The 23,399-nt window shown below is 75.2% G+C and carries 18 protein-coding genes; 14 read left to right on the top strand and 4 right to left on the bottom strand.

The annotated features are described in order from the left end of the window. The first annotated feature begins 309 nt into the window (after nucleotides 1-309). Nucleotides 310-2,001, top strand: a complete 1,692-nt coding sequence (locus SNE206_RS04735; RefSeq protein ID WP_407912067.1) for an enoyl-CoA hydratase-related protein — start codon at nucleotides 310-312, stop codon at nucleotides 1,999-2,001. A gap of 73 nt (nucleotides 2,002-2,074) precedes the next feature. Here the strand turns inward: SNE206_RS04735 and SNE206_RS04740 are convergent, their stop codons facing one another. After that, nucleotides 2,075-3,001 carry an MHYT domain-containing protein gene (locus SNE206_RS04740; RefSeq protein WP_407912068.1) on the bottom strand — a complete coding sequence of 309 codons (927 nt, stop codon included), beginning with the start codon at nucleotides 2,999-3,001 and terminating at the stop codon, nucleotides 2,075-2,077. A 268-nt stretch (nucleotides 3,002-3,269) separates the two neighbouring features. Here SNE206_RS04740 and SNE206_RS04745 point away from each other — a divergent pair, with 268 nt between their 5' ends. The 3 genes from SNE206_RS04745 (at nucleotide 3,270) to thpR (ending at nucleotide 6,087) form a co-directional block, all read left to right on the top strand. Then, the gene (locus tag SNE206_RS04745; RefSeq protein ID WP_407912069.1) at nucleotides 3,270-3,704 is read left to right on the top strand and encodes a MarR family winged helix-turn-helix transcriptional regulator; all 435 of its coding nucleotides are present in this window, start codon (nucleotides 3,270-3,272) and stop codon (nucleotides 3,702-3,704) included. 331 nt (nucleotides 3,705-4,035) lie between these two features. Continuing rightward, nucleotides 4,036-5,319, top strand: coding sequence for an MFS transporter (locus tag SNE206_RS04750; RefSeq protein WP_407912228.1), 1,284 nt, complete (start codon nucleotides 4,036-4,038; stop codon nucleotides 5,317-5,319). A gap of 177 nt (nucleotides 5,320-5,496) precedes the next feature. After that, complete coding sequence (gene thpR, locus SNE206_RS04755; RefSeq protein ID WP_407912070.1) at nucleotides 5,497-6,087, top strand: RNA 2',3'-cyclic phosphodiesterase; 591 nt, start codon at nucleotides 5,497-5,499, stop codon at nucleotides 6,085-6,087. A 57-nt stretch (nucleotides 6,088-6,144) separates the two neighbouring features. Here the strand turns inward: thpR and SNE206_RS04760 are convergent, their stop codons facing one another. Continuing rightward, nucleotides 6,145-7,905, bottom strand: a complete 1,761-nt coding sequence (locus SNE206_RS04760) for a glycoside hydrolase family 35 protein (RefSeq protein ID WP_407912071.1) — start codon at nucleotides 7,903-7,905, stop codon at nucleotides 6,145-6,147. 171 nt (nucleotides 7,906-8,076) lie between these two features. Between SNE206_RS04760 and SNE206_RS04765 the strand changes: the two genes are divergently transcribed. Beyond that, nucleotides 8,077-8,934 carry an AraC family transcriptional regulator gene (locus SNE206_RS04765; RefSeq protein ID WP_407912072.1) on the top strand — a complete coding sequence of 286 codons (858 nt, stop codon included), beginning with the start codon at nucleotides 8,077-8,079 and terminating at the stop codon, nucleotides 8,932-8,934. Between the two features lie 261 nt (nucleotides 8,935-9,195). Here SNE206_RS04765 and serC read toward each other — a convergent pair whose 3' ends face one another. Continuing rightward, entirely contained in the window at nucleotides 9,196-10,314 is a 1,119-nt protein-coding gene (gene serC / locus SNE206_RS04770) for a phosphoserine transaminase (protein ID WP_407912074.1), read from the bottom strand. Nucleotides 10,315-10,433: 119 nt separating this feature from the next. Then, nucleotides 10,434-11,534 carry a citrate synthase 2 gene (locus tag SNE206_RS04775; protein WP_407912075.1) on the bottom strand — a complete coding sequence of 367 codons (1,101 nt, stop codon included), beginning with the start codon at nucleotides 11,532-11,534 and terminating at the stop codon, nucleotides 10,434-10,436. A gap of 331 nt (nucleotides 11,535-11,865) precedes the next feature. Between SNE206_RS04775 and pdxH the strand changes: the two genes are divergently transcribed. The 9 genes from pdxH (at nucleotide 11,866) to SNE206_RS04820 (ending at nucleotide 23,295) form a co-directional block, all read left to right on the top strand. Continuing rightward, nucleotides 11,866-12,564, top strand: coding sequence for a pyridoxamine 5'-phosphate oxidase (gene pdxH / locus SNE206_RS04780; protein WP_407912076.1), 699 nt, complete (start codon nucleotides 11,866-11,868; stop codon nucleotides 12,562-12,564). A gap of 220 nt (nucleotides 12,565-12,784) precedes the next feature. After that, nucleotides 12,785-12,964 (top strand): hypothetical protein, encoded by a 180-nt coding sequence (locus SNE206_RS04785; RefSeq protein WP_407912077.1) that lies wholly within the window; start codon nucleotides 12,785-12,787, stop codon nucleotides 12,962-12,964. Nucleotides 12,965-13,468: 504 nt separating this feature from the next. Beyond that, nucleotides 13,469-13,651: a hypothetical protein gene (locus SNE206_RS04790; RefSeq protein WP_407912078.1), complete on the top strand. Its 183-nt coding sequence runs from the start codon at nucleotides 13,469-13,471 to the stop codon at nucleotides 13,649-13,651. A gap of 17 nt (nucleotides 13,652-13,668) precedes the next feature. Continuing rightward, nucleotides 13,669-16,101 carry an FxsB family cyclophane-forming radical SAM/SPASM peptide maturase gene (locus SNE206_RS04795; RefSeq protein ID WP_407912079.1) on the top strand — a complete coding sequence of 811 codons (2,433 nt, stop codon included), beginning with the start codon at nucleotides 13,669-13,671 and terminating at the stop codon, nucleotides 16,099-16,101. 51 nt (nucleotides 16,102-16,152) lie between these two features. Further along, nucleotides 16,153-16,590 carry a CU044_2847 family protein gene (locus SNE206_RS04800; protein WP_407912080.1) on the top strand — a complete coding sequence of 146 codons (438 nt, stop codon included), beginning with the start codon at nucleotides 16,153-16,155 and terminating at the stop codon, nucleotides 16,588-16,590. 116 nt (nucleotides 16,591-16,706) lie between these two features. Beyond that, nucleotides 16,707-18,650, top strand: a complete 1,944-nt coding sequence (locus SNE206_RS04805; protein ID WP_407912081.1) for a trypsin-like peptidase domain-containing protein — start codon at nucleotides 16,707-16,709, stop codon at nucleotides 18,648-18,650. A 38-nt stretch (nucleotides 18,651-18,688) separates the two neighbouring features. Further along, nucleotides 18,689-19,699 (top strand): AAA family ATPase, encoded by a 1,011-nt coding sequence (locus SNE206_RS04810; protein WP_407912082.1) that lies wholly within the window; start codon nucleotides 18,689-18,691, stop codon nucleotides 19,697-19,699. Then, nucleotides 19,696-22,317, top strand: coding sequence for an SAV_2336 N-terminal domain-related protein (locus SNE206_RS04815; protein ID WP_407912083.1), 2,622 nt, complete (start codon nucleotides 19,696-19,698; stop codon nucleotides 22,315-22,317). Before SNE206_RS04810 ends, SNE206_RS04815 begins: the two co-directional genes overlap by 4 nt. A 189-nt stretch (nucleotides 22,318-22,506) precedes the next feature. Next, nucleotides 22,507-23,295, top strand: a complete 789-nt coding sequence (locus SNE206_RS04820) for an aminoglycoside N(3)-acetyltransferase (RefSeq protein ID WP_407912084.1) — start codon at nucleotides 22,507-22,509, stop codon at nucleotides 23,293-23,295. Nucleotides 23,296-23,399: the final 104 nt, after the last annotated feature.

Raw genomic sequence — 23,399 nt, forward strand, 5'->3', positions numbered from 1 at the left:
CGAGCGCGGGCGAGGCGGGCGGGCGCAGGGGGAGCGCGACGAGTGGCGTACGGGTGGCGTACGGGTGGTGATCCGGCGGTGGTCCGGCGGCCGGGACGGGTGTTCGGGGAGAGTGTTGTGCAGGGCCTGCACCCGGTCGCGATCCAGGATGTTGCGTGTCCATGACCATGGTTGGATGACCGGACCCGCCGGCCCGCCGACGGGTGCGACCCGGTCCGTGACGCCGCCTCCGCGCCCGGGCGCACCCCGGTGCGCCCGTACCGGCCGGGCACACCCGCAGCACTGCTGACATGCCGTCGGAGGGCCACTTTGCGCATCCTGCTCGTCGCCAGCGCGTTCAACAGCCTCACCCAGCGCGTCCACACCGAACTCCGTGCCCGCGGGCACACCGTGGCCGTCGAACTGGCCCTCGGCGACGAGCCCGTCCGGGCCGCCGTCGCCCGCTTCTCACCCGACCTCGTGCTCGCCCCGATGCTCACCCGGGCCGTCCCCGAGGACATCTGGAGCCGGCACACCGTCCTCATCGTCCACCCCGGCCCGAAGGGCGACCGCGGCCCGTCCTCGCTCGACTGGGCGATCCACGAGGGTGCCGAGGAGTGGGGCGTCACCGTGCTGCAGGCGGTCGCCGAGATGGACGCCGGGCCCGTCTGGGCGTCCGTCCCGTTCCGGATGCCCGCCTGCGGCAAGAGCGAGGCCTACCGCAACGAGGTCGCCGACGCGGCCCTGGAGGCCGTCCTGCTCGCCGTCGAACGCCACGAGAGCGGCTGGTTCGAACCCGAGCCGCTCGACACCACCCGCTGGGACGTCCGCGGCCGCCTCCGGCCCTACCACGCCCAGGAGCACCGCCGGATCGACTGGGCCGCCGACGACACCGCCGCCGTGCTGCGCAAGCTCCGCTCCGGCGACTCCCAGCCCGGCGTCCTCGACGTGATCCACGGCACCGAGTACTTCCTCCACGGCGGCCACCCCGAGGACGAGCTGCGCGGCACCCCGGGGACGGTCGTCGCCACCCGGCACGGCGCGATCTGCCGCGCCACCACCGACGGCGCCGTCTGGATCCCCCAGCTGCGCCCGCGCCGCACGCCCGGCGGCCCGGCCACCTACAAGCTGCCCGCCGCACAGGTGCTGGGCGCCCTCCTCGACGGCGTGCCGGAGGTGCCGGTCACCCCGTGGGACGCGGCCCGCCGCGCCACCTGGTCGGAGCTGCGCTACCACGAGGACGCCGGCGTCGGCTTCCTCGAATTCGCCTTCCCCGGCGGCGCGATGAGCACCGGCCAGTGCCGCCGCCTGCTCGACGCCTACCGGGCCGCCTGCACCCGCCCCACCGGGGTGATCGTGCTGGGGCCCGGACGCGACTTCTACTCCAACGGCATCCACCTCAACACCGTCGAGGCCGCCGCCGACCCCGCCGAGGAGTCCTGGCGGAACATCAACGCCATGGACGACCTCGTCGAGGCGATCCTCACCACCACCGACCGGGTCACCGTCTCCGCCGTGGCCGGCAACGCGGCGGCCGGCGGCGTGATGCTCGCCATCGCCGCCGACGAGGTCTGGTGCCGCACCTCCGCGGTGCTCAACCCGCACTACCGGCTGATGGGCCTGTACGGCTCCGAGTACTGGACGTACACCCTGCCCCGCCGCGTCGGGGCGGACACCGCGGCCCGGCTCACCGGCGCGGCCCTGCCGGTCGGCGCCCACGAGGCCGAACGCCTCGGCCTGGCCGACCGGGTGATGCCGGGCAGCGCCGCGGAGTTCCGCCGCCGGGTGCACCGCGAGGCGGTGGCCCTCGCCGCCTCGCCCGACCTCGACACCCGGCTGCTGGAGAAGAAGCGCCGCCGGGCCCGCGACGAGGAGGAGAAGCCGCTCTCCGCCTACCGGGCCGAGGAGCTGGAACGGATGCGGCGCAACTTCACCGCCCCGGACGAGCCCTACCACGGGCTGCGCCGTGCCTTCGTGCACAAGGTCTGCCCGACGGAGACGCCCGCCCACCTCCGCGGCTGAACGGCACCGGGGCCGGACGCACCGCGGGGGAGGACGGCCGGTGGGCCGTCCTCCCCCGCGGCGGGGCCGTGGTTCAGCGCTGGCGCGGTGCGGCGGGCTCGTCGAAGGCCTGCGGACCGGACCAGGCCGGCACCACCCGGCCGGCCACCGGCGCAGCGGCGGGCCGGGCGGCGCCGGGCCGGCGGCCGGCGGGCTGGTCGGCGCGGGGCTGTTCGGCGCGGGCCGTGCGCTCGCCGGGCAGCGGTGCGGCCGGACCGGTCAGGATCGGCCGCTCGCGGCCGTGCTTGCTCGGTGCCACCGCGAACGCCAGCGCGCTGATGAAGACGTAGGTGCCGAAGCCGACGGCGAGCGGGAAGACGAACTGCAGCGCCACCGGTCCGGGCGGGGCCCGCAGGTCGTCCGAGAGGTGCACCGAGACGGCCGCCATGCCGGTGAAGTGCATCGCGCAGACGGCGATGCCCATCACCGGGGAGGCGGCCAGCACGGCCGCGGTGCCCCGGATGTTGAGGGCGGCCCAGAGGGCGGCCGTCGCGGCGAGCACGGCGATGGCGACGGAGACCGCCACGGTCACCGGGTCGTAGGAGAGGTGGCCGGGCACCCGGACGGCGGCCATGCCGAGGTAGTGCATCGCGGCGACGCCGAGGCCGGTGGCCGCGCCGCCGGCCAGGACCGCCCCGCGGGGGCGGGTGCTGTAGCCGACGGTGAAGATGCCGACGCCGACGAAGCCGAGGGCGACGACCAGGCTCACCAGGGTGAGCGGGACGGCGTAGTGGATCTCGACGCCGCTCACGGCGAAGCCGAGCATGGCGACGAAGTGCATGCTCCAGATGCCGCCGCCGAGCGACACCGTGCCGAACAGCAGCCAGTTGCGCCGCGAGCGGCCCTCGGACAGCAGGGCCCAGCGGGTGCTGCGCAGCGCCACGAGGGCGCCGAGGCAGGCGATGACGTACGAGATCGCCGGTGTCAGCCAGCCGTAGACAGCGTGGTGGACGTGACCCAAGGGGACTCCCAGGACGGAGTGGGGTGCACAGTGCCGGCGTGCTGTGTTCCTGACAAGACGGACCCTAGTGGTCGCCGTCACTCATGGGCAATGCCGGGAGGTTCGGTGAACTCGCAGGTGGGAGGCGGTACTTCACGTTTGGGGCAAGAAGTCGTCACCGGAGATTGACGCGATGTCCCGGGGAACTGCGCACCGGCCGCGGATCGGGGGGCGGAAGCGGCGGGAATCCCGTTTTCCTTAGAGAGAGTAATGACGTAGTCTAATGACCATGCCCGAGATGTCCGAGGACGATCTTGCAGCCGTCAGTCAGCTGCGGTCGTCCACGATGCGCCTTGCCCGCCGGTTGCGACACCAGCGGGTCGAGGAGTCGCTGAGCCCCACCGAGATGGGGGTGCTCGGCACCCTGGCCCGCTGCGGCCGGGCGACCCCCGGCGAGCTCGCCCGACGCGAGCACGTCCAGCCGCCGTCCATGACCCGCATCATCGCCATGCTGGAGGAGAAGGGGCTGGTGCGGCGCGAGCCGCACCCGGACGACCGCCGCCAGGTGGTCGTCAGCAGCACCGAACAGGCGGAGGAGATCCTCGCGGAGAGCCGCCGCCGGCGGAACGCCTGGCTGGCCGAACTGGCCGCCGGGCTCACCGAGGAGGAATGGGCCCTGGTCCGCGCCGCGGCACCCGCGCTCTACAAACTCGCCCGCCTCTGAGGCACGACATCCCACGGCACCGACGAAGGAGTACCGCATCACCGCAGGACACACCAGTGAGATCAGCCGCGTGGCGCCGCGCCTGCCCGCCGCCACGCACCGAGGGGAGCCCCACGTGACACCGCCGGCCGCAGCCAGCGCAGCCGCCACCCGTACCGACGACAGCACCGCGGACCGGACGGCGGCCGCCGCCGCCACCGCCGTGAGCCGGGCACCCGCCCCCGTGGGCCTGCCCGGCAGCGGCGACGACGACCCCTGCGAACGCACCGCGGCGGCCACCACCGCCGCATCCGCCGCCCCCTCCCGGGCGCGCAAGACCCGGTCCGGCGGGATGTTCTCCTCCCTCCGGATCCGTAACTACCGCTACTACTTCGCCGGCCAGGTCGTCTCCAACACCGGCACCTGGATGCAGCGCATCGCCCAGGACTGGCTGGTGCTCAGCCTCACCGGCAGCCCGTTCGCCGTCGGCATCACCACCGCCATGCAGTTCCTGCCGATGCTGCTGCTCGGCCTGTGGGGCGGCGTCCTCGCCGACCGGCTGCCCAAGCGCCGCCTGCTGATCGCCACCCAGGGCGCCATGGGCCTGCTGGCCGCCGGCCTGGCCGTGCTCACCGTCACCGGCGCGGTGACCGCCGGCCACGTCTACGTCTTCGCGCTGCTGCTGGGCCTCGTCACCGTCGTCGACAACCCGACCCGGCAGGCCTTCGTCAGCGAGATGGTGCCCGCCAAGGACCTCTCCAACGCGGTCAGCCTCAACGCCGCCAACTTCCAGACCGCCCGCCTGGTCGGCCCGGCCGTCGCCGGCCTGCTGATCGCCGCGGTGGGCAGCGGCTGGGCCTTCGCCGTCAACGCGCTGTCCTTCGCCGCCGTCATCGGCGGCATGCTCGCCATGCGGGAGAGCGAACTGCGGCCGGTCGAGCCGGTCGCCCGCCGCGGCGGCCAGCTCCGCGAAGGGCTGCGGTACGTCCGGGAACGCCCCGAACTGCTGTGGCCGATGGTGCTCGCCGGGTTCATCGGCACCTTCGGGTTCAACTTCCCGACGCTGCTCTCCGGCTTCGCCTACGACACCTTCAAGGTCGGCGCCGGCGAGTACGGCCTGCTCAACACCGCGATGGCGGTCGGCTCCCTCACCGGGGCCCTGCTCGCCGCCCGGCGCGGCGCCCCGCGGCTACGGCGGCTGGTCGGTGCGGCCCTCGCGTTCGGCGCGCTGGAGGTGCTGGCCGCGTTCGCCCCCGGCTACTGGACCTTCGCCCTGCTGCTGACCCTGACCGGCGTCTTCGGCCTCACCTTCAACACCTCCGTCAACTCGGCGCTGCAGCTGGCCACCGAGCCCGCCATGCGCGGCCGGGTGATGGGCCTGCTGGTGCTGGTCTTCACCGGCGGCACCCCCATCGGCGCACCGATCGTCGGCTGGGTCACCGACGTGTACGGGCCGCGGCTCGGCCTGCTCGCCTGCGGACTGGTCTCCGCCGCCGCCGCCGGCACGGTCGCCGTGGTGCTGGCCCGCGCCGCCGGCCTGAAGGTCCGCGTCGACCTGCACCCCGGTGCGGGCGGCCGGGTGGTCGCGGTCGTGCCGCGCACCCTGCCCAAGGACGACCTCGTGCCCGCCTGCTGAGCACCTGACGGCACCGCTGTACCGCTGTACCGCTGTACCGCTGTACCGCTGTACCGCTGTACCGAGCCCGGCCCGGCCACCGCCGGGCCGGGCTCGTCCGTCCCGCCGGGCGGCGAGGCGGATGCGCCCGGCGGTAAAGCGGATGAGCCCGGCGCCGGCGGACGGCAGGATGGGCCCATGAGGCTCTTCGTGGTGGTCGACCCGCCGACCGCGGCGGTGCAGGAACTCGTCGACGCGGCCGCCCCGCTGCACGGCCTGCCCGGCGCCGACCGGCTGCGCTGGACGGAGGTCGAGGGCTGGCACCTCACGCTCGCCTTCCTCGGCGAGGTGCCCGTCACCGACGTCCCGGCGCTGGAGGCCGCGCTCGCCCGGACGGCCGGCGAGCACGGCGCCCACCGGCTCCGGCTGGCCGGCGGCGGCACCTTCGGCGACCGCGCGCTCTGGGCGGGCGTCGACGGCGAGGTGTGGGCGCTGCGCAGGCTCGCCGAAGCCGTCCGCGCGGCCGTGGGCGAGCTGGGCGTGGAGCTCGACCAGTACGGCTTCCACCCGCACCTGACCCTCGCCAGGTCCGGGTCCTTCCGGGGGCGGCGCCGCGCCGAGCAGCGCGGTACGGCCTCCGCGCTCCAGCACCTCGCGGCGGCCCTGGACGGCTTCCGCGGCACGGAGTGGGAGGCGTCGGAGATGCACCTGATGCTCAGCGAGACGGGCTTCGGGCCGTCCCGCTACCGCAGCCTGGCGGCGTGGCCGCTGGCCCGCTGGGAAGCCTGAACCCGCCCGCATTCGGCCCCGTCGCACCCGGCGCCCCGGCCGCGTCCCGGCCGCGCCTCAGCCGAGGCCGGCCTCCGGCCGCAGCTCGATCCGGTCGGGAGCCGCGTCGCCCAGTTCCAGCAGGACGAAGGTGTTGCGGCCCGGCCGCAGCACCGGCTGCGGGCAGTAGAGGGTGCGCTGGGGGCCGCGGGCGTCGTAGCGGCCGAGGAGGAAGCCGTTGGCCCACAGGTAGCCGTGGTGCCCGCCCGGGACGGCGAGGAAGGCGTCGCCGGTCTCCGCGAGGTCGAGCGTGCCGCGGGCCAGCCCCTCCCCGTCACCGGCGGTGAACTCCGCCGCCGGCAGCGGGTCCAGCGGCAGCGGCTCGGCCCGCCAGCCGTGCACGTACTGGCGCTCGTGCCGGACACCGCCCGTGACGCCCTTGGTCTCGCCGACCTGCGGCCCGTAGTTGACCCGGCCGAGGGACTCCACCAGCAGCTCGATCCGGGCGCCGCCGGCCACCTGGGGCGGTTCCTGCCCGGTGCCGCGCTCCAGCTCGGCGGTCCGTCCGCCGTCGACGCGCAGGGTGGCCCGGTCGCGCAGCCCTTCGACGGTGAGCGGCAGCGGCGGCCGGGGGCCGGGGAGCTCCGCGGTGTACCGCACCAGCCCGTGCTCCAGGCCGAGCTCCTCGAAGGTGGGCGGCACGGGCGAGGAGACGGCCGGGCCGAACGGCAGCGCAGCCCGTTCCGTCAGCGGCACCACGGCCGCGGGCAGCACCGGTGCGACGGGCGGGAGCGCGGGCTCCCGGTCGTCCAGGTACCGCGCCTCCTCGGGACGCGCCGCCGCGAACTCCGCCAGCACCTCCCGGAACAGCCGGTACTTGGCGGTCGGTGCACCGCGCTCGTCCAGCGGCGCGTCGTAGTCGTACGAGGTCGTCACCGGCTGGAACGGCGAGTGCTCCCAGTCGGTCGAGTTGAACGGCGGGTCGGCGTGGTTCGCCCCGGCGGTGGTGCCGAAGCTGGTGCCGCCGTGCGCCATGTAGAGGTTGACCGAGCCGCCCGCCGCGAGGATCCGCCGCAGCGTGCCGGCGGCGTTCTCCGCGTCGCGGGTGTGGTGCGGGCGGCCCCAGTGGTCGAACCAGCCGTTCCAGTACTCCATGCAGAACGGCGGGTCCGCGGGGCGGTGGCGGCGCAGTGCCGCGAACGCCTCCTCCGGGTCGGAGCCGAAGTTCACCGTGGCCAGCACCCCCGGCAGGGTGCCGCCGGTCAGCATGTGGTCCTCCGGGCCGTCCGAGGTGAAGAGCGGCACGGTGACGCCGCGGTCGCGCAGCCCGTCGGCGAGGTGGCGCAGATAGGCGCCGTCGCTGCCGAACGACCCGTACTCGTTCTCCACCTGCACCATGAGCACGTTGCCGCCGCGGTCGCCCTGGCGGGCCACCACCGCGGGCAGCAGCACGTCGAAGAAGGCGTCCACCGCCGCCAGGTACTCCGGGTCGGACGTCCGCGCCCGCCGGCCCACCCGGGCGGTGAGCCAGCCGGGCAGCCCGCCGTTGTCCCACTCCGCGCAGATGTACGGGCCGGGCCGGACGATCGCCCACAGGCCCTGCCGGGCCGCCTCGTCGAGGAACTCCCCGAGCTCCGCGAGCCGCTCGTACCGGCCGGGCGCGGGCTCGTGGAGGTTCCACGGCACGTACGTCTCGACGGTGTTCAGCCCCATCGCGCGGACGGCGGCGAGCCGCTGCGGCCACTGCCCGGGACGGGTCCTGGCGTAGTGCACGGCACCTGACAGGATGCGCAGCGGGCGGCCGTCGAGCCGGAATCCGGCGGAGTCGTAGGTGAGCATGCCGCCAAGCCTGCGCGACCGGGCGGGGCCGCGGCTATGGACGGAACTCCCCGGCGTGTTGGATTGTCGTGCGACCCGGCACCGGCCGGCGGAGGCGACCCCGGGGCGGGAGCGGGGGCAGGAGTGGGAGCGGGAGCGGGAGCGGGGGCCGACACGGAGACGGAGACGGGCATGGAGCGCTGGTGGCACTACCTCACACCCGGGCCCGCCCAGCTCGCGACCGGCCTGGCCTGCCTCGGCACCGGCGTGCAGCGCGGGCGGCTCCCCGTCGTCGGGCCGCGCACCCTCGACCGCTGGGTGGCGGTGCTGGTCACCGAGGGCCGCGGCTGGTCCGCCGCCCCGGACGGCACCCGCCGGACCGTCGTGGCACCCGCGGTGCTGCTGCTGCGCCCGGGCGTGGCCCACCACTACGGGCCGGACGCCGGCGGCTGGGCGGAGTGCTTCGTCGACTTCACCGGCCCGGCGCTGGCCGCCTACGCCGAACTCGGGCTGCTGCCGGAGGCCGACGTCGTCCCGCTGACCGCCGCGGAGCCCGTCCGGCGGGTGATCGGCCGGATCGCCGCCGCCTGCCGCCGCGGCGGTCCCCTGGCCGGGGTGGAGGCCGGGGCGGGCGTCCACGAGCTGCTGGTGGAGCTGCGCCGCCACCGGGCCGACCTCGGCCCGGCGGGCGACCCCGTCGTCGCCGCGCTGCGGCAGGGCGCGTTCCTGCCGCTGCCGGTCGCCGGGCACGCCCGGCGGGCCGGGGTGACGGTGGCCGGGCTGCGGCGCGCCGTCCGTGCGGCCGGCGGGGTCGGCCCGCGGGAGTACGTGCTGGCGGTACGGCTCGACGAGGCCAAGCGGCTGCTGGCCGCGGGCGGGCTGCCGGTCGCCGAGGTCGCCCGGCGGGTGGGGTACGAGGACCCGGCGTACTTCAGCCGCATCTTCACGCGGCGGGTGGGCGTGGCGCCGACCGTGTTCCGCGCCCAGGAGCACCGCGGCGGCCTCCCGCCCGTGCAGGGCGGTGGCTCCGGCGCTCCGGCGACCGACTAACCTCGGAGCGTGGACCCGAAGACTCGCATGCGGATCGTGACCGGCGCGCTGTTGCTGCTGCTGGCCGTGGTGATCGTCAGTTCGCTCGTCCGGCGCTGACCGCGGACGAGGCCCGGCACCGCCCGTCCCGTCGGGTCGGTCGCCCCGCCCCCCCCGGCGGACCGGGAACGGCGACGGCCCCCGGTGCCGTGGGGCGGGCCGGGGGCCGTCGGTCGTGCGGGTGCGCGGTCCGTCACCCCGTGCGGGGCGCCGGGCGACGGGTCAGAGCTGCTCGATCACGTAGTCGATGCAGGCGGTGAGCGCCTGGACGTCGGCCGGGTCGATCGCCGGGAACATCGCGACGCGCAGCTGGTTGCGGCCGAGCTTGCGGTACGGCTCGGTGTCGACGATGCCGTTGGCGCGCAGCGCCTTGGCGATGGCGGCGGCGTCGATCGAGTCGTCGAAGTCGATGGTGCCGACGACCTGCGAGCGCTCCTCGGCCTTCGCCACGAACGGCTGGGCGAAGGAGGACTTCTCGGCCCACGAGTAGAGGATCGAGGAGGACTCCGCGGTGCGGGCGACGGCCCACTCCAGGCCGCCGTTGCCGTTCAGCCACTCCAGCTGGTCGGCCAGCAGGAAGAGCGTCGACACCGACGGGGTGTTGTACGTCTGGTCCTTCGACGAGTTGTCGATCGCGGTCGGCAGGTCGAAGAACGGCGGGATGTAGCGGCCGGAGGCGGCGATCTCGGCGGCGCGCTCCAGGGCGGCCGGGGAGAAGGTGGCCAGCCAGAGGCCGCCCTCGCTCGCGAAGGACTTCTGCGGCGCGAAGTAGTAGACGTCCGTCTCGGTGATGTCGACCGGCAGGCCGCCGGCGCCCGAGGTGGCGTCGACCAGCACCAGCGAGCCCGCGTCCCCGCCCGCCGGGCGGCGGATCGGCATGGCGACACCGGTGGAGGTCTCGTTGTGGGTGAGCGCGTAGACGTCCACGCCGGCCTCGGCGACCGGCAGCGGGTGGGTGCCCGGCTCGGACTTGATCACGGAGGGGTCGCCCAGCCACGGGGCGGCCTTCACCGAGGAGGCGAACTTCGACGAGAACTCGCCGAAGTTGAGGTGCTGCGACTTCTCGCGCACCAGGCCGAAGGCGGCGATGTCCCAGAACGCGGTCGAGCCGCCGTTGCCGAGCACCACCTCGTAGCCCTCGGGCAGCGAGAAGAGGCTGCTCACGCCCTCGCGCACGCGCTTGACCAGGTTCTTCACCGGGGCCTGGCGGTGCGAGGTGCCGAGCAGGGAGGTTCCGGTCGCGGCGAGGGCACTCAGGGCCTCGGGGCGCACCTTGGACGGTCCGCAGCCGAAACGGCCGTCTGCGGGCTTGATGTCAGCGGGGATCTGGATCTGAGCCACACGCGCAGCCTACCGGCCCGTGTTGCGGGGAGGTGACGGACGTCCGCACGCTGAGATGTGATCTTCACAGGTGCGGGCGGGTCCGGCCGCGTGCCGGACCCGCCCGAACGAGTGAAGCGTCAGTGCGCGATCGAGGCGTAGCCCTCGACCTCGCGCGGGCTGCGCGGGCCGGGGCCGAGGTAGCGCGCGGACGGCCGGACCAGACGGCCGGTGCGCTTCTGCTCCAGGATGTGCGCGGACCAGCCGGCGGTGCGGGCACAGGTGAACATCGAGGTGAACATGTGGGCCGGCACCTCGGCGAAGTCCAGCATGATCGCGGCCCAGAACTCGACGTTGGTCGCGAGCACGCGGTCGGGGCGCCGGTTGTGCAGCTCCTCCAGCGCGGCCTTCTCCAGCGCCTCGGCGATCTCGAAGCGCGGCGCGCCGAGCTCGCGGGCGGTGCGGCGCAGCACGCGGGCGCGCGGGTCCTCCGCGCGGTAGACGCGGTGGCCGAAGCCCATCAGGCGCTCGCCCTTGTCGAGGGCCTTCTTCACGTAGCCCGCCGCGTCGCCGGTGCGCTCGATCTCCTCGATCATGCCGAGCACGCGGGACGGCGCGCCGCCGTGCAGCGGGCCCGACATCGCGCCGACCGCGCCGGACAGCGCCGCCGCGACGTCGGCGCCGGTGGAGGCGATGACGCGGGCGGTGAAGGTCGAGGCGTTCATGCCGTGCTCGGCGGCGGAGGTCCAGTACGCGTCGACGGCCTTGACGTGCTTCGGGTCCGGCTCGCCGCGCCAGCGGATCATGAACCGCTCGACGACCGTCTCGGCCTTGTCGATCTCGCGCTGCGGCACCATCGGCAGGCCCTGGCCGCGGGCGGACTGGGCGACGTACGACAGCGCCATGACGGCCGCGCGGGCGAGGTCGTCGCGGGCCTGCTCGGCGGAGATGTCGAGCAGCGGCTGGAGGCCCCACACCGGGGCGAGCATGGCGAGCGCGGACTGCACGTCGACCCGGATGTCGCCGGAGTGCACCGGGATCGGGAAGGGCTCGGCGGCGGGCAGGCCGGGGTTGAACTTGCCGTCCACCAGCAGGCCCCACACGTGGCCGAAGGAGACGTGGCCCACGAGGTCGTCGATGTCCACGCCGCGGTAGCGCAGTGCGCCGCCCTCACGGTCGGGTTCGGCGATCTCGCTCTCGAAGGCGACTACACCTTCGAGTCCGGGTACGAAGTCGGACATCAGACGGCTCCTTCAGTGATCCGATCCGGGACGCCGCGGAGAGTGGGGCGGCGGTCCGGGTGACCGTTCGGTGGGGTTGGCACTCGGTGTCAGCCTTGCAGGCACGGAGTGCATTGCGCCATACACCACGACGGTGATGTTTCCCCCACCGGTAGCCCCGGCCCGGGCTCCGGGGTCCGGGCCCGTCGGCGGACGGACCGGGGAAAACCGGGTCGTACGGCACGATTCCCCGCACGGCGGGTGGCCATGCAGTGGGGGGACACCTTAACTCCGACCGGGGTTTGCCGGGACGTAGCAGCCCGCCACGCTTGTCGTACGGGATGATGTTGCCGTGCCTACCGCGGAACATCCCCCGACAGCCCTGACCGCGCCGACCGAGGACCGGCCCGGGCCGGACCTGGCCGTCATGCGCAAGCACTACCAGCACGACGGCCTCGCGGAGGGCGCCCTCGCGGCCGACCCGGTCACCCAGTTCACCACCTGGTTCCACGAGGCGTCCGAGGCCGGGGTGACCGAGCCGAACGCCATGGTCCTCTCCACCGCCGACGCGGCGGGGCGGCCCAGCTCCCGCACCGTGCTGCTCAAGGGCTACGACGACCGCGGCTTCGTGTTCTTCACCAACTACGGCTCGCGCAAGGGCGCCGAGATCGCCGTGAACCCGCAGGCCGCGCTGCTCTTCCCGTGGGTCGCCCTGGCCCGCCAGGTCATCGTCTGCGGCCGGGTCGAGAAGGTCGGCCGCGACGAGACCGCCGCCTACTTCCGCACCCGCCCGCACGGCTCCCAGCTCGGCGCCTGGGCCAGCGAGCAGTCCAGCCCCGTCTCCGGCCGCGACGTCCTGGAGCAGCGCTACGCCGACCTCGCCGCCCGCTACCCGGAGGGCGAGGGCGTGCCGGTGCCGCCGTTCTGGGGCGGCTACCGCGTCGTGCCCGAGACGGTCGAGTTCTGGCAGGGCCGCGAGAACCGCCTGCACGACCGCCTGATCTTCGTCGCGGACGGCGGCGGCTGGCGCGTCGAGCGGCTGTGCCCCTGACGGGCACGGTGTCGACCGGGGGTGGACCGCTCGGGCAGCCCGTGCCGGGTGGTCGGCCGAAAGAGCTGACGCATCGTCAATTCTTCTTGTAGGGCGATATTATTCCCTTGCAAGGGTCTGGAATCCGCCCGGAGGGCGCCGTTCGCCGGCCGTGGCGCACGCTCAGGTCGTTGCGCCGTGCCCCCTGTGGCGCTTCGGCCTTGAAGAAACGGGACCTCCCATGGTTGATGCATCCACTGCCCGGCCGGCGGACGGGGTGGCCGAGGGGACTGCCGTGCGGCCCTCGCTCGCCTCGCTCGCCGCCACGGGTGCCGACGAACTGGCCGCGCAGCTGCATCGCGCCCTGCCGGATGTCGACTCCGGCCGGATGTCCGTGGCCGCGTTCAACTCCTCCGTCTGACGGTCGCGGCCCGCAGTGCGGCCCGGCCGCCCTGCCGGCGGTGCCGTTCTCCCGGTGCGTCCGGAGGGTGCACGGCCGCCGCGACCTCGCGTGCGGGCGCTGCCGGGTCCGCGGACGCGGACGCCGGCCGGTGCGGCGGGCCTCGGGCTGTCGCGGGACCGTCGAGTCCCGGGAGGGCCGGGAGGGCCGCCGTTCTTCGGTGCGGAGGGTGGCGGTCGGCGTGTCGAGCGCCTGTACTCCCGGCGAACGCCCGTGTCGCGCCGGGGTGAGCCGTCCGAATGACGCTTATCAAACGGCTCAGCGATGATGCTGATAGTTCGTCAAATTTGCTGTCAGGGGTTTAGGGTTCTGAGTGGGTGCAAAGGCCTGGGGCCGGGACTCGGCGTTTCCCGGCCGGGTGCCGGAGGGCGACGCCTGCCTCGCCGGGAACAGCCCCGGGGCTCCGGGCGCGTAGACCCGGTCCCCCCGTCCCAGGTGCTTCGAACCCGAAGAAACGAGATTCCCATGGTTGCTGCCCTCGCCACCCGGCCGACCGACGGCCCCGCCGCCGACGAGGCGGCCGTGCGGCCATCACTTGCCGACCTCGCTGCCCTCAGTGTCGACAGGCTGATCGAGAACCTTCAGCGCGCCCTGCCGGGCGCCGATTCGGGACAGGTGGCCGTGGCCGCCTTCCAGTCGTCCATCTGACGGAGATGGAAGCGCCCGTGGGCTCGCACGCCCTGGCCGCCACGCCGCTGGTGCCGTTCTCGCAGTTCGTTCTCAAGATCCACAGTCGTTGTGATCTTGCGTGCGACCACTGCTACGTCTACGAGCACGCCGACACCAGCTGGCGTGGCAAGCCCAGAGTCGTTCCCGACGCCGTCCTCGCCCGGACGGCCGAACGGATCGCCGAGCACGCGGGCGCTCACGGCCTGCCCGCGGTGCACGTGGTGCTGCACGGTGGTGAGCCCCTCCTCGCCGGTCCCGCCGTCATCCGCCGCGCCGCCGACGAACTGCACCGGGCACTCCCCGCCGGCTGCAGCCTCGACCTGCGCATCCACACCAACGGCGTCCTGCTGTCCCCGCGCCACCTCGACCTGTTCGCCGAGTACGGCATCCGGGTCGGGATCTCCCTCGACGGCGACCGGGCCGCCAACGACCGCCACCGCCGCTTCGCCGACGGCCGCAGCAGTCACGACAAGGTCCTCGCCGCGATCGGCCTGCTGCGTCGCCCCGAGTACCGCCACCTGTACGCCGGGCTGCTGTGCACCATCGACGTCGACAACGACCCCAAGGCGGTCTACGACGCCCTCGCCGAGCTCGAACCGCCCCGGATCGACTTCCTGCTGCCGCACGCCACCTGGGACACCCCGCCGCACCGCCCGCCGCACCTCGGCCCGCACCCGTACGCCGACTGGCTGCTCGCCGTCCACGACCGGTGGACGGCCCGGGGCAGGCCCGTGCCGGTCCGCATCTTCGACTCGGTGCGCCGGACGCTCCGCGGCCTCTCCAGCCTCACCGAGTCCCTCGGCCTCGACCCGGCCGACCTGGTCGTCATCGACACCGACGGGTCGTTCGAGCAGGCCGACAGCCTGAAGACCGCCTACGACGGTGCCCCCGCCACCGGCTTCACCGTCTTCGAGCACACCCTCGACCAGGTCGCCGACCATCCCGGCATGCGCGAACGCCAGTCCGGCCTGGCCGGGTTGAGCGCCGAGTGCCGCGCCTGTCCCGTCGTCCGCTCCTGCGGCGGCGGCCTCTACGCCCACCGCTACCGCACCGGCAGCGGCTTCACCAACCCCTCGGTCTTCTGTGGAGACCTGATGCGCCTCATCACCACCGTCCGCGACCGCGTCGCCGACGAAGCCCCCGCCGCGGTCACCGTCCCCGCACAGGCCTCGCCCACCGAGGGCGATCTGACGGAGGGGCAGCTCGACCAGATCGCGTCCGGACACGGCGACGCCGCCACCGTCGCCGCCCTCGCCGCGGGCCAGCTCGGCCTCACCCGCCGGATGGTCGCCGCCCTCGCCGACGGGCGCCCCGACGCCTGGCAGGTCCTGGTGGACCTCGACGGCCGCGCCCCGGACGCCCTCGACGCGGTGTTCGCGCACCCGTACGCGCGCGCCTGGGCCGCCCGCTGCCTGCGCGGCGAACCCGGCGCGGACCTCGGCGGGCTCGCCGAACTCGCGGCCGCCGCCGCCCTGCGCGCCCGGATCGCCTTCGACCTCCCCGTCCCCGTCCGCGCTGGCGCCGTGCACCTGCCCACCCTCGGCCGGGTCGCCGTCGGCGGGGTCGGTGAGGCCAGGCTCCGCGGCACCGCGGACGGGTTCACGGTCCGCGGTGCGGACGTCGCCTGGAGCACCCCGGCGGGCGCGGTCTGGCAGCCCGTCCGGCGGGTCGCCCTGCCCGGCTGGACGCTCGCCCTGGAGGACACCGACCCGCAGCGCGACTGCCACCAGTGGCCGGTGGCCGACCGCCTCGACGACGCCGGACTCCTCGACTGGACGGGCTCGCTGCGCGAGGCCTGGGAGCTCATCGGCCGCGACCTGCCCGGCCACGCCCCGGGCCTCGCCGTCGGCCTCTCCACCGTCACCCCGCTGCGGCCGGCGCCCGAGGGGCGGGACATCAGCGCCGCCGCCCGGCAGGCCTTCGGGGCGGTCGGGATCGCCCGGCCCGCCACGGCGCCGATCCTCGCGCTGCTGCTGGTCCACGAGTTCATGCACGTCAAGCTGGGCGCCGTGCTCGACCGGCACGACCTCTACGACCCCGCCGACGACCGGCTCTACCACGCCCCCTGGCGGCCCGACCCGCGGCCGCTCGAAGGCCTGCTCCAGGGCACGTACGCGCACCTCGCCGTCACCGAGTTCTGGGCCGGCCGCGTCCGCGCCTACGACGGTCTGGCCGGAACACCCGCCGACCACGCCCGCCGGCAGCTCGCCACCTGGCGGGGGTACACCGCCGCCGCCGTCGAGACCCTCGCCGGCTCGGGCTCGCTCACCCCGCTCGGCATCCGCATGGTCGCCCGGATGCGCACCGCCGTCGCGCCCTGGCTCGACGTGCCCGTCGGCGCCGCCGCGGAGGCCGCGGCCCGCGCCTCCGCGGCGGCCAACCGCGCCGCCTGGGAGGCCCGGTCGGACATGGCCGAAACGCGCACGTGAAAAAGGACGTTGACGCCGTGTCGGCTGCCGTCGCGATGGCAGAGTGGGCGCATGACGGCATTCACCGAAGTGACGCTGGGGGACGGCACCTCCGTGCTGCTGGAACTCTCCGACCTGGCGGCACCGGCCGCTGAATCATCGGGCGGGCCGGGCAACCCGGACCTTCCGGACGGATCGGGCGAGACGGTCGCGGTCGGCCGGGCACGCGACACCGCCCGCACCGGCGTCACCGCCCTCCGCGACGCCCTGCAGCCCCTGGGCGGTGTCCTCGACCTGGTGCACGGCGCCGTGCGCTCCGCCGTCCGGCCGCCCGACCAGGTCGAGGTCGAGTTCGGCATCAAGCTCTCCAAGGACCTGCGGCTGGGCATCGTCGGGGTCGGCGCCGAGGCCACCCTGACCGTACGGGCCTCCTGGCGCATCGGCGCCGTCCCCGCGCCGCGGCCGGCCGAGGCCGGCGCCGGGGCGCCGATGGAGGGGGCGGCGCCCTGAGCCCGTTCCCCGGCCCGTACGGCACCGGACCCGCCGACCCCGACGCCGCGGTCAAGGCGGCCCACGTCGCGCTGTACGGCACCGCCGACACCCAGGCCTCCGGCGGCGGCCTGCTCGTGGCCGGCGGTCTGGTGCTGACCTGCGCGCACGTCGTCAACCTGGCCCTCGGCCGGCCCGCCTTCGAGCCCGACCCGCCGCAGGAGCACGACGGAATCGTTCCCGGGCTCGCCGTCATCCTGCCCGGCCGCGGGCCGCACCGGCTGCGGGTCGCCGTCGACCGCTGGCTGCCCGGCGTCCGCGACGACCGGCAGCCGGCCCGGCCCGGCGACCCGGAGTGGGCCGACGACCTCGCCCTGCTCCGGCTGGTCGACCCGGCCCCGCCCGGACCCGACGGACCGCACCTCGGCGACCACCGCACCGGCCCGTCCGCCTTCGCGTGGTTCGGCAGCGGCAACGCCAGCACCGTTGCCCCCGTACGGGTCCAGGGCGTCACCGACCGCTGGCTGGTGCTGGACACCCCGGCCTCGTCCCAGGCCCTCGTCGAGGGCTACAGCGGCAGTCCGCTCTGGGACCGCGACCGGCAGCGGGTGGTCGGCCTGGTCGTCAGCCGCCGCAAGACCCGGGCCTTCGCCATACCCGTACAGGTGATCACCCGCCACTTCCCCCGGCTGGCCCCGATCGGCGCCCCCGGCGCCGACGGTGCCGGGGCACGCCCGCACGCCTGGCAGCACCTCCTCGACACCGTCCGCCGTGCCCTGCCGCACCAGGCCGACCGGGAGGGCGTGGCCCGCGCCCTCGCCGCCGAACTCGCCGAGCCCCTGCCGCCGGACGGCGAACCCGCGACCCCGGAGCGGCTCGTCCTCACCGCGTCAGCCGCCGACCACGGCACCGCCACCCTGCTCGCCCTGCTCGCCGACCGGGCCGCCACCACGGCCGACCGCCTCGACATCCAGGCCGCCGCGGTGTTCACCGCCCCCGACGAACTCCTCACCGCCATCGAGCACCGCACCCTGCAGGAGCTGCTCCGAGGCCACCCGGGAAGCCCCGCCGCGGTCGCCGCCACCCTCCCGTCCGGTCTCGTGCACGACGACCCCGGATGGCCCGGACTCACCCGGCGCCTGGAGGGCTACCGGCCCCGCCACGGCGCCGTACCCGCCCTGCTCGACCTGGTGGAGGCCGCCGCCGACACGGCCCCCGAACCCCTCGGGGCGGCCCTGCGGGCATGGAACGACCGGGTCGCCGACCGGCTCGGTGTGGCCCCGGCCCTGGTCGAGGGGCGCGCCCGGGCGGCCGAGGCCCGGCGGGCCGCCCGCCCCGGAACCGCCTCCGGCCCGGTGGTCCAGCTGCAGCTCTGGCCCGCCGGCCCGCCGCACACCTACCGGGCCGTCGTCCGCACCCGTGACGCGCACGGCACCGCCCGTCACCTGGTCTGCCTCGACACCCCGACGACCCGCACCGCCCTCATGGAGCACCTGGCCGGATTCATCGCGGCCTCCGTCCGCGAAAGCGCACCGGGAGCGATGCCGACCGTCGAGGTCTTCGTCCGCAAGGACCAGCTCGACCTCGACGTCGACCGCTGGGTGTACCGGCCCGACGAGATCTTCCCCAGCATCCTCGGCGAGGACTTCCAGGTCGTGCTGCGCTGTCCCGAACTGCGCCGCCCCGAGTACTGGCCCGAGCTCCGGTACCGCTGGCAGGCCCGGCACACCGGTGCCGTGCTGGCCCAGCACCGGCGCGAACCCGCCGTCCAGGAACGCGGTCGGCCCGAACCGGTCAGCGGCGTCGCGCTCTGCGGTCCGCTCACGCTCACCGCCCGGCTGCGCGCCATCGCGCTCGCCGTCGGCGTACCCGCCGTCGCCTGGCCGCGTCCCGCGGCCGGCCCCGAGGGCGCGTCCCATCTGCACGGACTCGCCACCGGCCTCAGAGCCGCCCAGCTGCCCCGTGCCGTGTACGAGGCCCGGCTCGGTGCGGCGGACGGCGGTCCGGGCCGCCATCTCGCACTCGTCTACGACGGGCCCGACGGCCTGCCGGAGACCCTGCAGCTCGGCGACCCGCAGTGACACCCGCCCTGGAACCGTCGGAGGAGAGGACCCGCACGATGAACGGCGCCACAGAGGACACCGATGCCACGGCCGTGGATGCCACGGGCGGCACCGACGGCTGGCGGCTCTACCGCGGTGACCGGGTGCGCCGCGCCCGCGCGCTGCCGCCGCCCCCGCCATGGCGGCGCTTCCCCAGCGACGGCGTGGCCCGTCACGCCGCCCGCTACCACATCGGGGACGCCGAGGCCGACATCGTCAACGCCGCCCTCCACCTGCGCCGTCCCCTGCTCGTCACCGGCCCGCCCGGTACCGGGAAGTCCTCCCTCGCCCACTCCGTCGCCCACGAACTCGGCCTCGACGCCCCGCTGCGCTGGGACGTCAACAGCCGGACGGTCCTCGCCGACGGCCTCTACCGCTACGACGCGGTCGGGCGGCTGCGCGATGCCGGGACGGCCGGCCGCACGGCCGGCACCGAGTCGGACATCGGCGCCTACGTCAGGCTCGGAGCCCTCGGCACCGCCCTGGCCACCGGCACACCCGGCCGCCCGCGCGTCCTGCTCGTCGACGAGCTCGACAAGGGCGACGCCGACCTCCCCAACGACCTGCTGGTGGTCTTCGAGGAGGGGGAGTTCCGGATTCCCGAACTGGCCCGGCTAGGCCCCGACCAGGAGGAGGTCCGGGTCATGGTGGAGGGAAGCCCGGACCGGTTCCCCGTGCACCGGGGCCGCGTCGCGTGCCGGGAGTTCCCCGTCACCGTTCTGACGAGCAACGGCGAACGGGACTTCCCGCCCGCGTTCCTCCGGCGCTGCGTCCGTCTCGACCTCAAGCCGCCCACCGGCGACCAGCTGCGGGCGATCGTCGGCGCCCACCTCGGGGACGAAGGCCTCTCCGTCGCCGAGGACCTCATCGCCGACTTCCTCGACCGGCGCGACTCCGGGCAGGCCGTCCTCGCCACCGATCAACTGCTCAACGCCGTCCACCTGCGGATCGGCGGTGTGGACCTCGACCGCGGCCACCTCGCGGAGGCCGTCCTGCGCTCCCTCGACGACGGCGGGCTGCCCGCGTGAACGGCGGCGGCCCGGACCGGCTCCGCTCGGTGCTCGAAGGCGCGGGCGTCGCACTGACCGCCCTCGAACTCGCCGAGGTGCTCTGGCTCGCCGACCGGATGGGGCGGCCCGCCGACCGGGAGCCCGTACCGGCCGCCGGGGCCGCGCCGCCCCGCCCGGCCCCCGGCGGGGACGGGACCGCCCCGCCCGCGTACGGCCACCAGGAGCCGCCCCAGCCGGCCGGCACCGACGTGTACGCCGCCGCCGGCGACCCCGACCAGGGCGGCGCGGCGCTGCCGGTGCTGGTGCGCGCCGAACGTGCCGTGCCCGGCCAGCGCGGACTCGTCCGCGCGCTGCGGACGCTGAAGCGCCCCGTCCCCTCCGTGCACGAGGAGGAGGTCGACGAGGAAGCGACCGCCGACCTCATGGCCGAAACCGGCCTCGCCGACGTCGCCGTCCGCCCCCGCGCCGAACGCTGGCTGGACCTCGTCCTGCTGGTGGACGACGGCCTGTCCATGGAGATCTGGCGCGAACTCTCGGACGGGCTCCGCACCCTCCTGGCCGGCGCCGGGGTGTTCCGCCGGGTGCGCACCCTCGGCCTCGACACCCGCCACCCGGACGGCCCCTACCTGCACCGCCACCCCTTCGCCGGGCACGCCGCCCCGGCCCTCACCCCCCGGGCGGTCTGCCCCGCCGACGGCCGTGCAGCCGTCCTCGTCCTGTCCGACGCCGTCGGGGCGGCCTGGCGGGACGGCCGGACGGACCCGCTGCTCGACGCCCTTGCCCGCCGGTGCCCCACAGCCGTCCTGCAGCCGCTCCCGCAGCGGCTGTGGGCAGGGGCCGGACTGCCCGTGGAGACCCGGCTGCTGCGGCCGGCCCGCCCCGGCGGCGCCAACCCGACCTGGCGGGCCACCGATCCCGTCCTGCCCGACCTCGCCCCGTTCGACGGCGTGCCCGTTCCCGTCCTCGAACTCGACCCTGCCTCCCTCGCCGCCTTCACCGGCCTGGTCGCCGGCACCGCACCGGCCGTCCTCCAGGTCACCGGCGCCGGCCGGCGGCCCGAGCCGCTCCCGGCCCGCCGTGAACCGGCACCCGTGGACATGCGCGCCCGGCTCGCCCTGTTCCGGGCCGCGGCCTCACCCGAGGCCTACCTGCTCGCCGGGCACCTCGCCGCCGTACGGCCGCTCACCCTCCCCGTCATGCGGATCGTCCAGCGAGCCGTGCTGCGCGGCCGCAGCACCCCGGCCCAGCTGGCCGAGGTCCTGCTCGGGGGACTGCTGCGCCGGGCCCCCCGGCCGGACGGGCCCGCAGGCCGGCAGCAGCGCTACGACTTCCGGCCCGGCCTGCGGGACCTGCTCCTCGACTCGGTGCCCGTCCGCGCCGCCCTCGACACCGCGGTGCTCGTCGGCGCGGCCATCGACCGCAACCCCCCACAAGGGGCGTACACGCCCGCACTGCGCGCCGACACCGCAGGCACCCGCGCCCTGCCGCCCGGGGCCTCCGCGTTCGCCGGCACCGGCTCCCCGCTGCTCGCCCGGTTCGCCCCCGCCGCGGGCGGCCCGCGCGTCGACGACGTACCGTTCGGGTCGCTCGCCGAGCAGGACCCGGTGCTCGCCGCCCATGTCGAGGGGCGGCGCTGGCACGACGCCGTCGAACTCGGTGAGCAGGTGCTGGAGGACCTCCTCGTCCGGACCGGGCCCGACCACCCCGCCGTGCTCGGCGGCCGGGCCGACCTCGCCGAGTGGATCGGTGAGGGCGGCGCACCCCAGACCGCCCGCCGGCTCTGCCGCGACCTGCTCGCCGACCTCGCCGGCCGCCTCGGCGCCGACCACCCGCGAACCCTCCACCTGCAGGCCCGGAACGCCCACTGGCAGGGCATGTCGGGAGAGTGGCAGGGCGCCGCCGACGCCTACCGCGACCTGCTGCCCGACCAGGAACGGCTGCTCGGCCCGGACCACCCCGACTGCCTCCGCACCCGGCACCAGTCCGCCTTCTGGACGGGGTGGGTGGACCGGAGGGCAGCCCTGGTCCTCTACACCGACCTGCTGGAACGCCAGACCCGCGTCCTCGGCCCCGAACACCGCGAGACCCTGCGCAGCCGTGCCAACATCGCCTCGCACACCGGCCAGAGCGGCGACGCCGAGACCGCCCTCACCCTCTGGCGCGACCTGCTCCCCGACATCCGGCGCGCCCTCGGCCCCGACGACCAGCTCGCCGTCATCACCGAGGCCGAGATCGGTCACTGGACCGGCGTCACCGGCGACCCGGAGGCAGCCCTGAGGATCATCGTGCCGCTGATGCCCCGGCTCACCGCCGTCCTCGGCCCCGGCCACTTCACGCCCTACGGGTTCCGTGTCAGGGTCGCCCAGTGGGCGGGTGAGACCGGCGACGCCGCCGGCGCCGTCCGGCTGCTGGGCGAACTGCTGGACGACCTCGGGCACGTCATGCCGCCCGACCACGTGACGTTCCTCCGCTGCCGCGGCGACCACGCCTACTGGACGGCGCGGACCGGCGACCGCGAGGACGGCCTCGGCCGGCTCCGGGACCTCCTCCCCGAGCTCGACGGCATCCTCGGCCCCGACGACCCGTACACCCGCTGGGCCAGGGAATCGATCGCGGCCCTCGAACGGGAGGAGTGAAACGCCCCGAACGAGTGGTCCGACGGTGCCGCCGGATCGTCGAAGTGCCGCCACCGGCAAAGGACATGATGATACGGCAGGCCACGTGCGCTACAGACGGCCGCCGTCGCCGTGCACTACCGTGAGCGCTCGGCCCGCATGCCGGGCGCTGGGCCCGCGGACATCGGGCCCGGCTGACGGAGGCGCGGCATGTACTCCCGGACGGAGCTGGCGGACCACCTGCGGGGCCTCGGCGTACGCGAGGGCGAGACACTCCTCGTGCAGGCCTCCGCCCGGGCGGTCGGACCGGTCGAGGACCGCACCGGGACCATCACCGCGGCCCTCCGCGACACCCTCGGCCCTGCCGGAACCCTCGTCGCCTACACCGCAACCCCCGAGAACTCCTACACCTCCCCGCTGCACCGGCAGGCCACCGCCGGCCTCGACCCGGCCGGACTCCGCCGCCACCGGGCCACCATGCCCCCGTACGACCCGGTGGCGACCCCGGCCTCGCCCACCATGGGCCGGCTCGCCGAGGAGATCCGGCTGCTGCCCGGCGCCGTCCGCAGCACGCACCCGCAGACCTCGTTCGCCGCCCTGGGGCCCCGCGCCGAAGCGCTGACCGGCGGCCACCGGCTCACCTCACACCTCGGGGAGGACTCCCCGGTGGGCCGACTGTACGACGCGTGCGCCCGGGTGCTGCTGGTCAGCGTGCCGTGGTCCTGCTGCACCGTCCTCCATCTCGCGGAGTACCGGCAACCGGATCCTCCGGTGCAGCGGTACGGCGCGGTGGTGAAGGATCGGCGCGGATTCCGGCAATGGGTGCACTTCGACGCGCCCTCCCTGGCCATCGCCCACCTCGAACGCATGGCGGCCGACCTCGCCCGCGATCTCCCGGGCCTGGTCAGGGGCCGCCTGGGCGACGCCGAATGCGTACTCATGCCGATCGCCGACGCCGTCGACCTGGCCACCAAATGGCTTCTGGATCAAGTCCGTTGACCCGTTTCGAGCGTGTTCGGGGATACGCCCTATTCCCACGGGGAACAGGACCTTCCTAGACTGACAATCCCCGCAAGGGGCAGGGATGGACGGTCTCGGGGGAG

It is taken from the genome of Kitasatospora sp. NE20-6, assembly GCF_045862635.1.

Coding starts and splice junctions, on each gene's coding strand:
- SNE206_RS04775 (WP_407912075.1), bottom strand. CDS start 11,534: ATGTCCGACTTCGTACCCGGACTCGAAGGTGTAGTCGCCTTCGAGAGC.
- SNE206_RS04745 (WP_407912069.1), top strand. CDS start 3,270: ATGCCCGAGATGTCCGAGGACGATCTTGCAGCCGTCAGTCAGCTGCGG.
- SNE206_RS04750 (WP_407912228.1), top strand. CDS start 4,036: ATGTTCTCCTCCCTCCGGATCCGTAACTACCGCTACTACTTCGCCGGC.
- SNE206_RS04790 (WP_407912078.1), top strand. CDS start 13,469: ATGGTTGCTGCCCTCGCCACCCGGCCGACCGACGGCCCCGCCGCCGAC.
- SNE206_RS04760 (WP_407912071.1), bottom strand. CDS start 7,905: ATGCTCACCTACGACTCCGCCGGATTCCGGCTCGACGGCCGCCCGCTG.
- SNE206_RS04785 (WP_407912077.1), top strand. CDS start 12,785: ATGGTTGATGCATCCACTGCCCGGCCGGCGGACGGGGTGGCCGAGGGG.
- thpR (WP_407912070.1), top strand. CDS start 5,497: ATGAGGCTCTTCGTGGTGGTCGACCCGCCGACCGCGGCGGTGCAGGAA.
- SNE206_RS04810 (WP_407912082.1), top strand. CDS start 18,689: ATGAACGGCGCCACAGAGGACACCGATGCCACGGCCGTGGATGCCACG.
- SNE206_RS04800 (WP_407912080.1), top strand. CDS start 16,153: ATGACGGCATTCACCGAAGTGACGCTGGGGGACGGCACCTCCGTGCTG.
- SNE206_RS04765 (WP_407912072.1), top strand. CDS start 8,077: ATGGAGCGCTGGTGGCACTACCTCACACCCGGGCCCGCCCAGCTCGCG.
- SNE206_RS04820 (WP_407912084.1), top strand. CDS start 22,507: ATGTACTCCCGGACGGAGCTGGCGGACCACCTGCGGGGCCTCGGCGTA.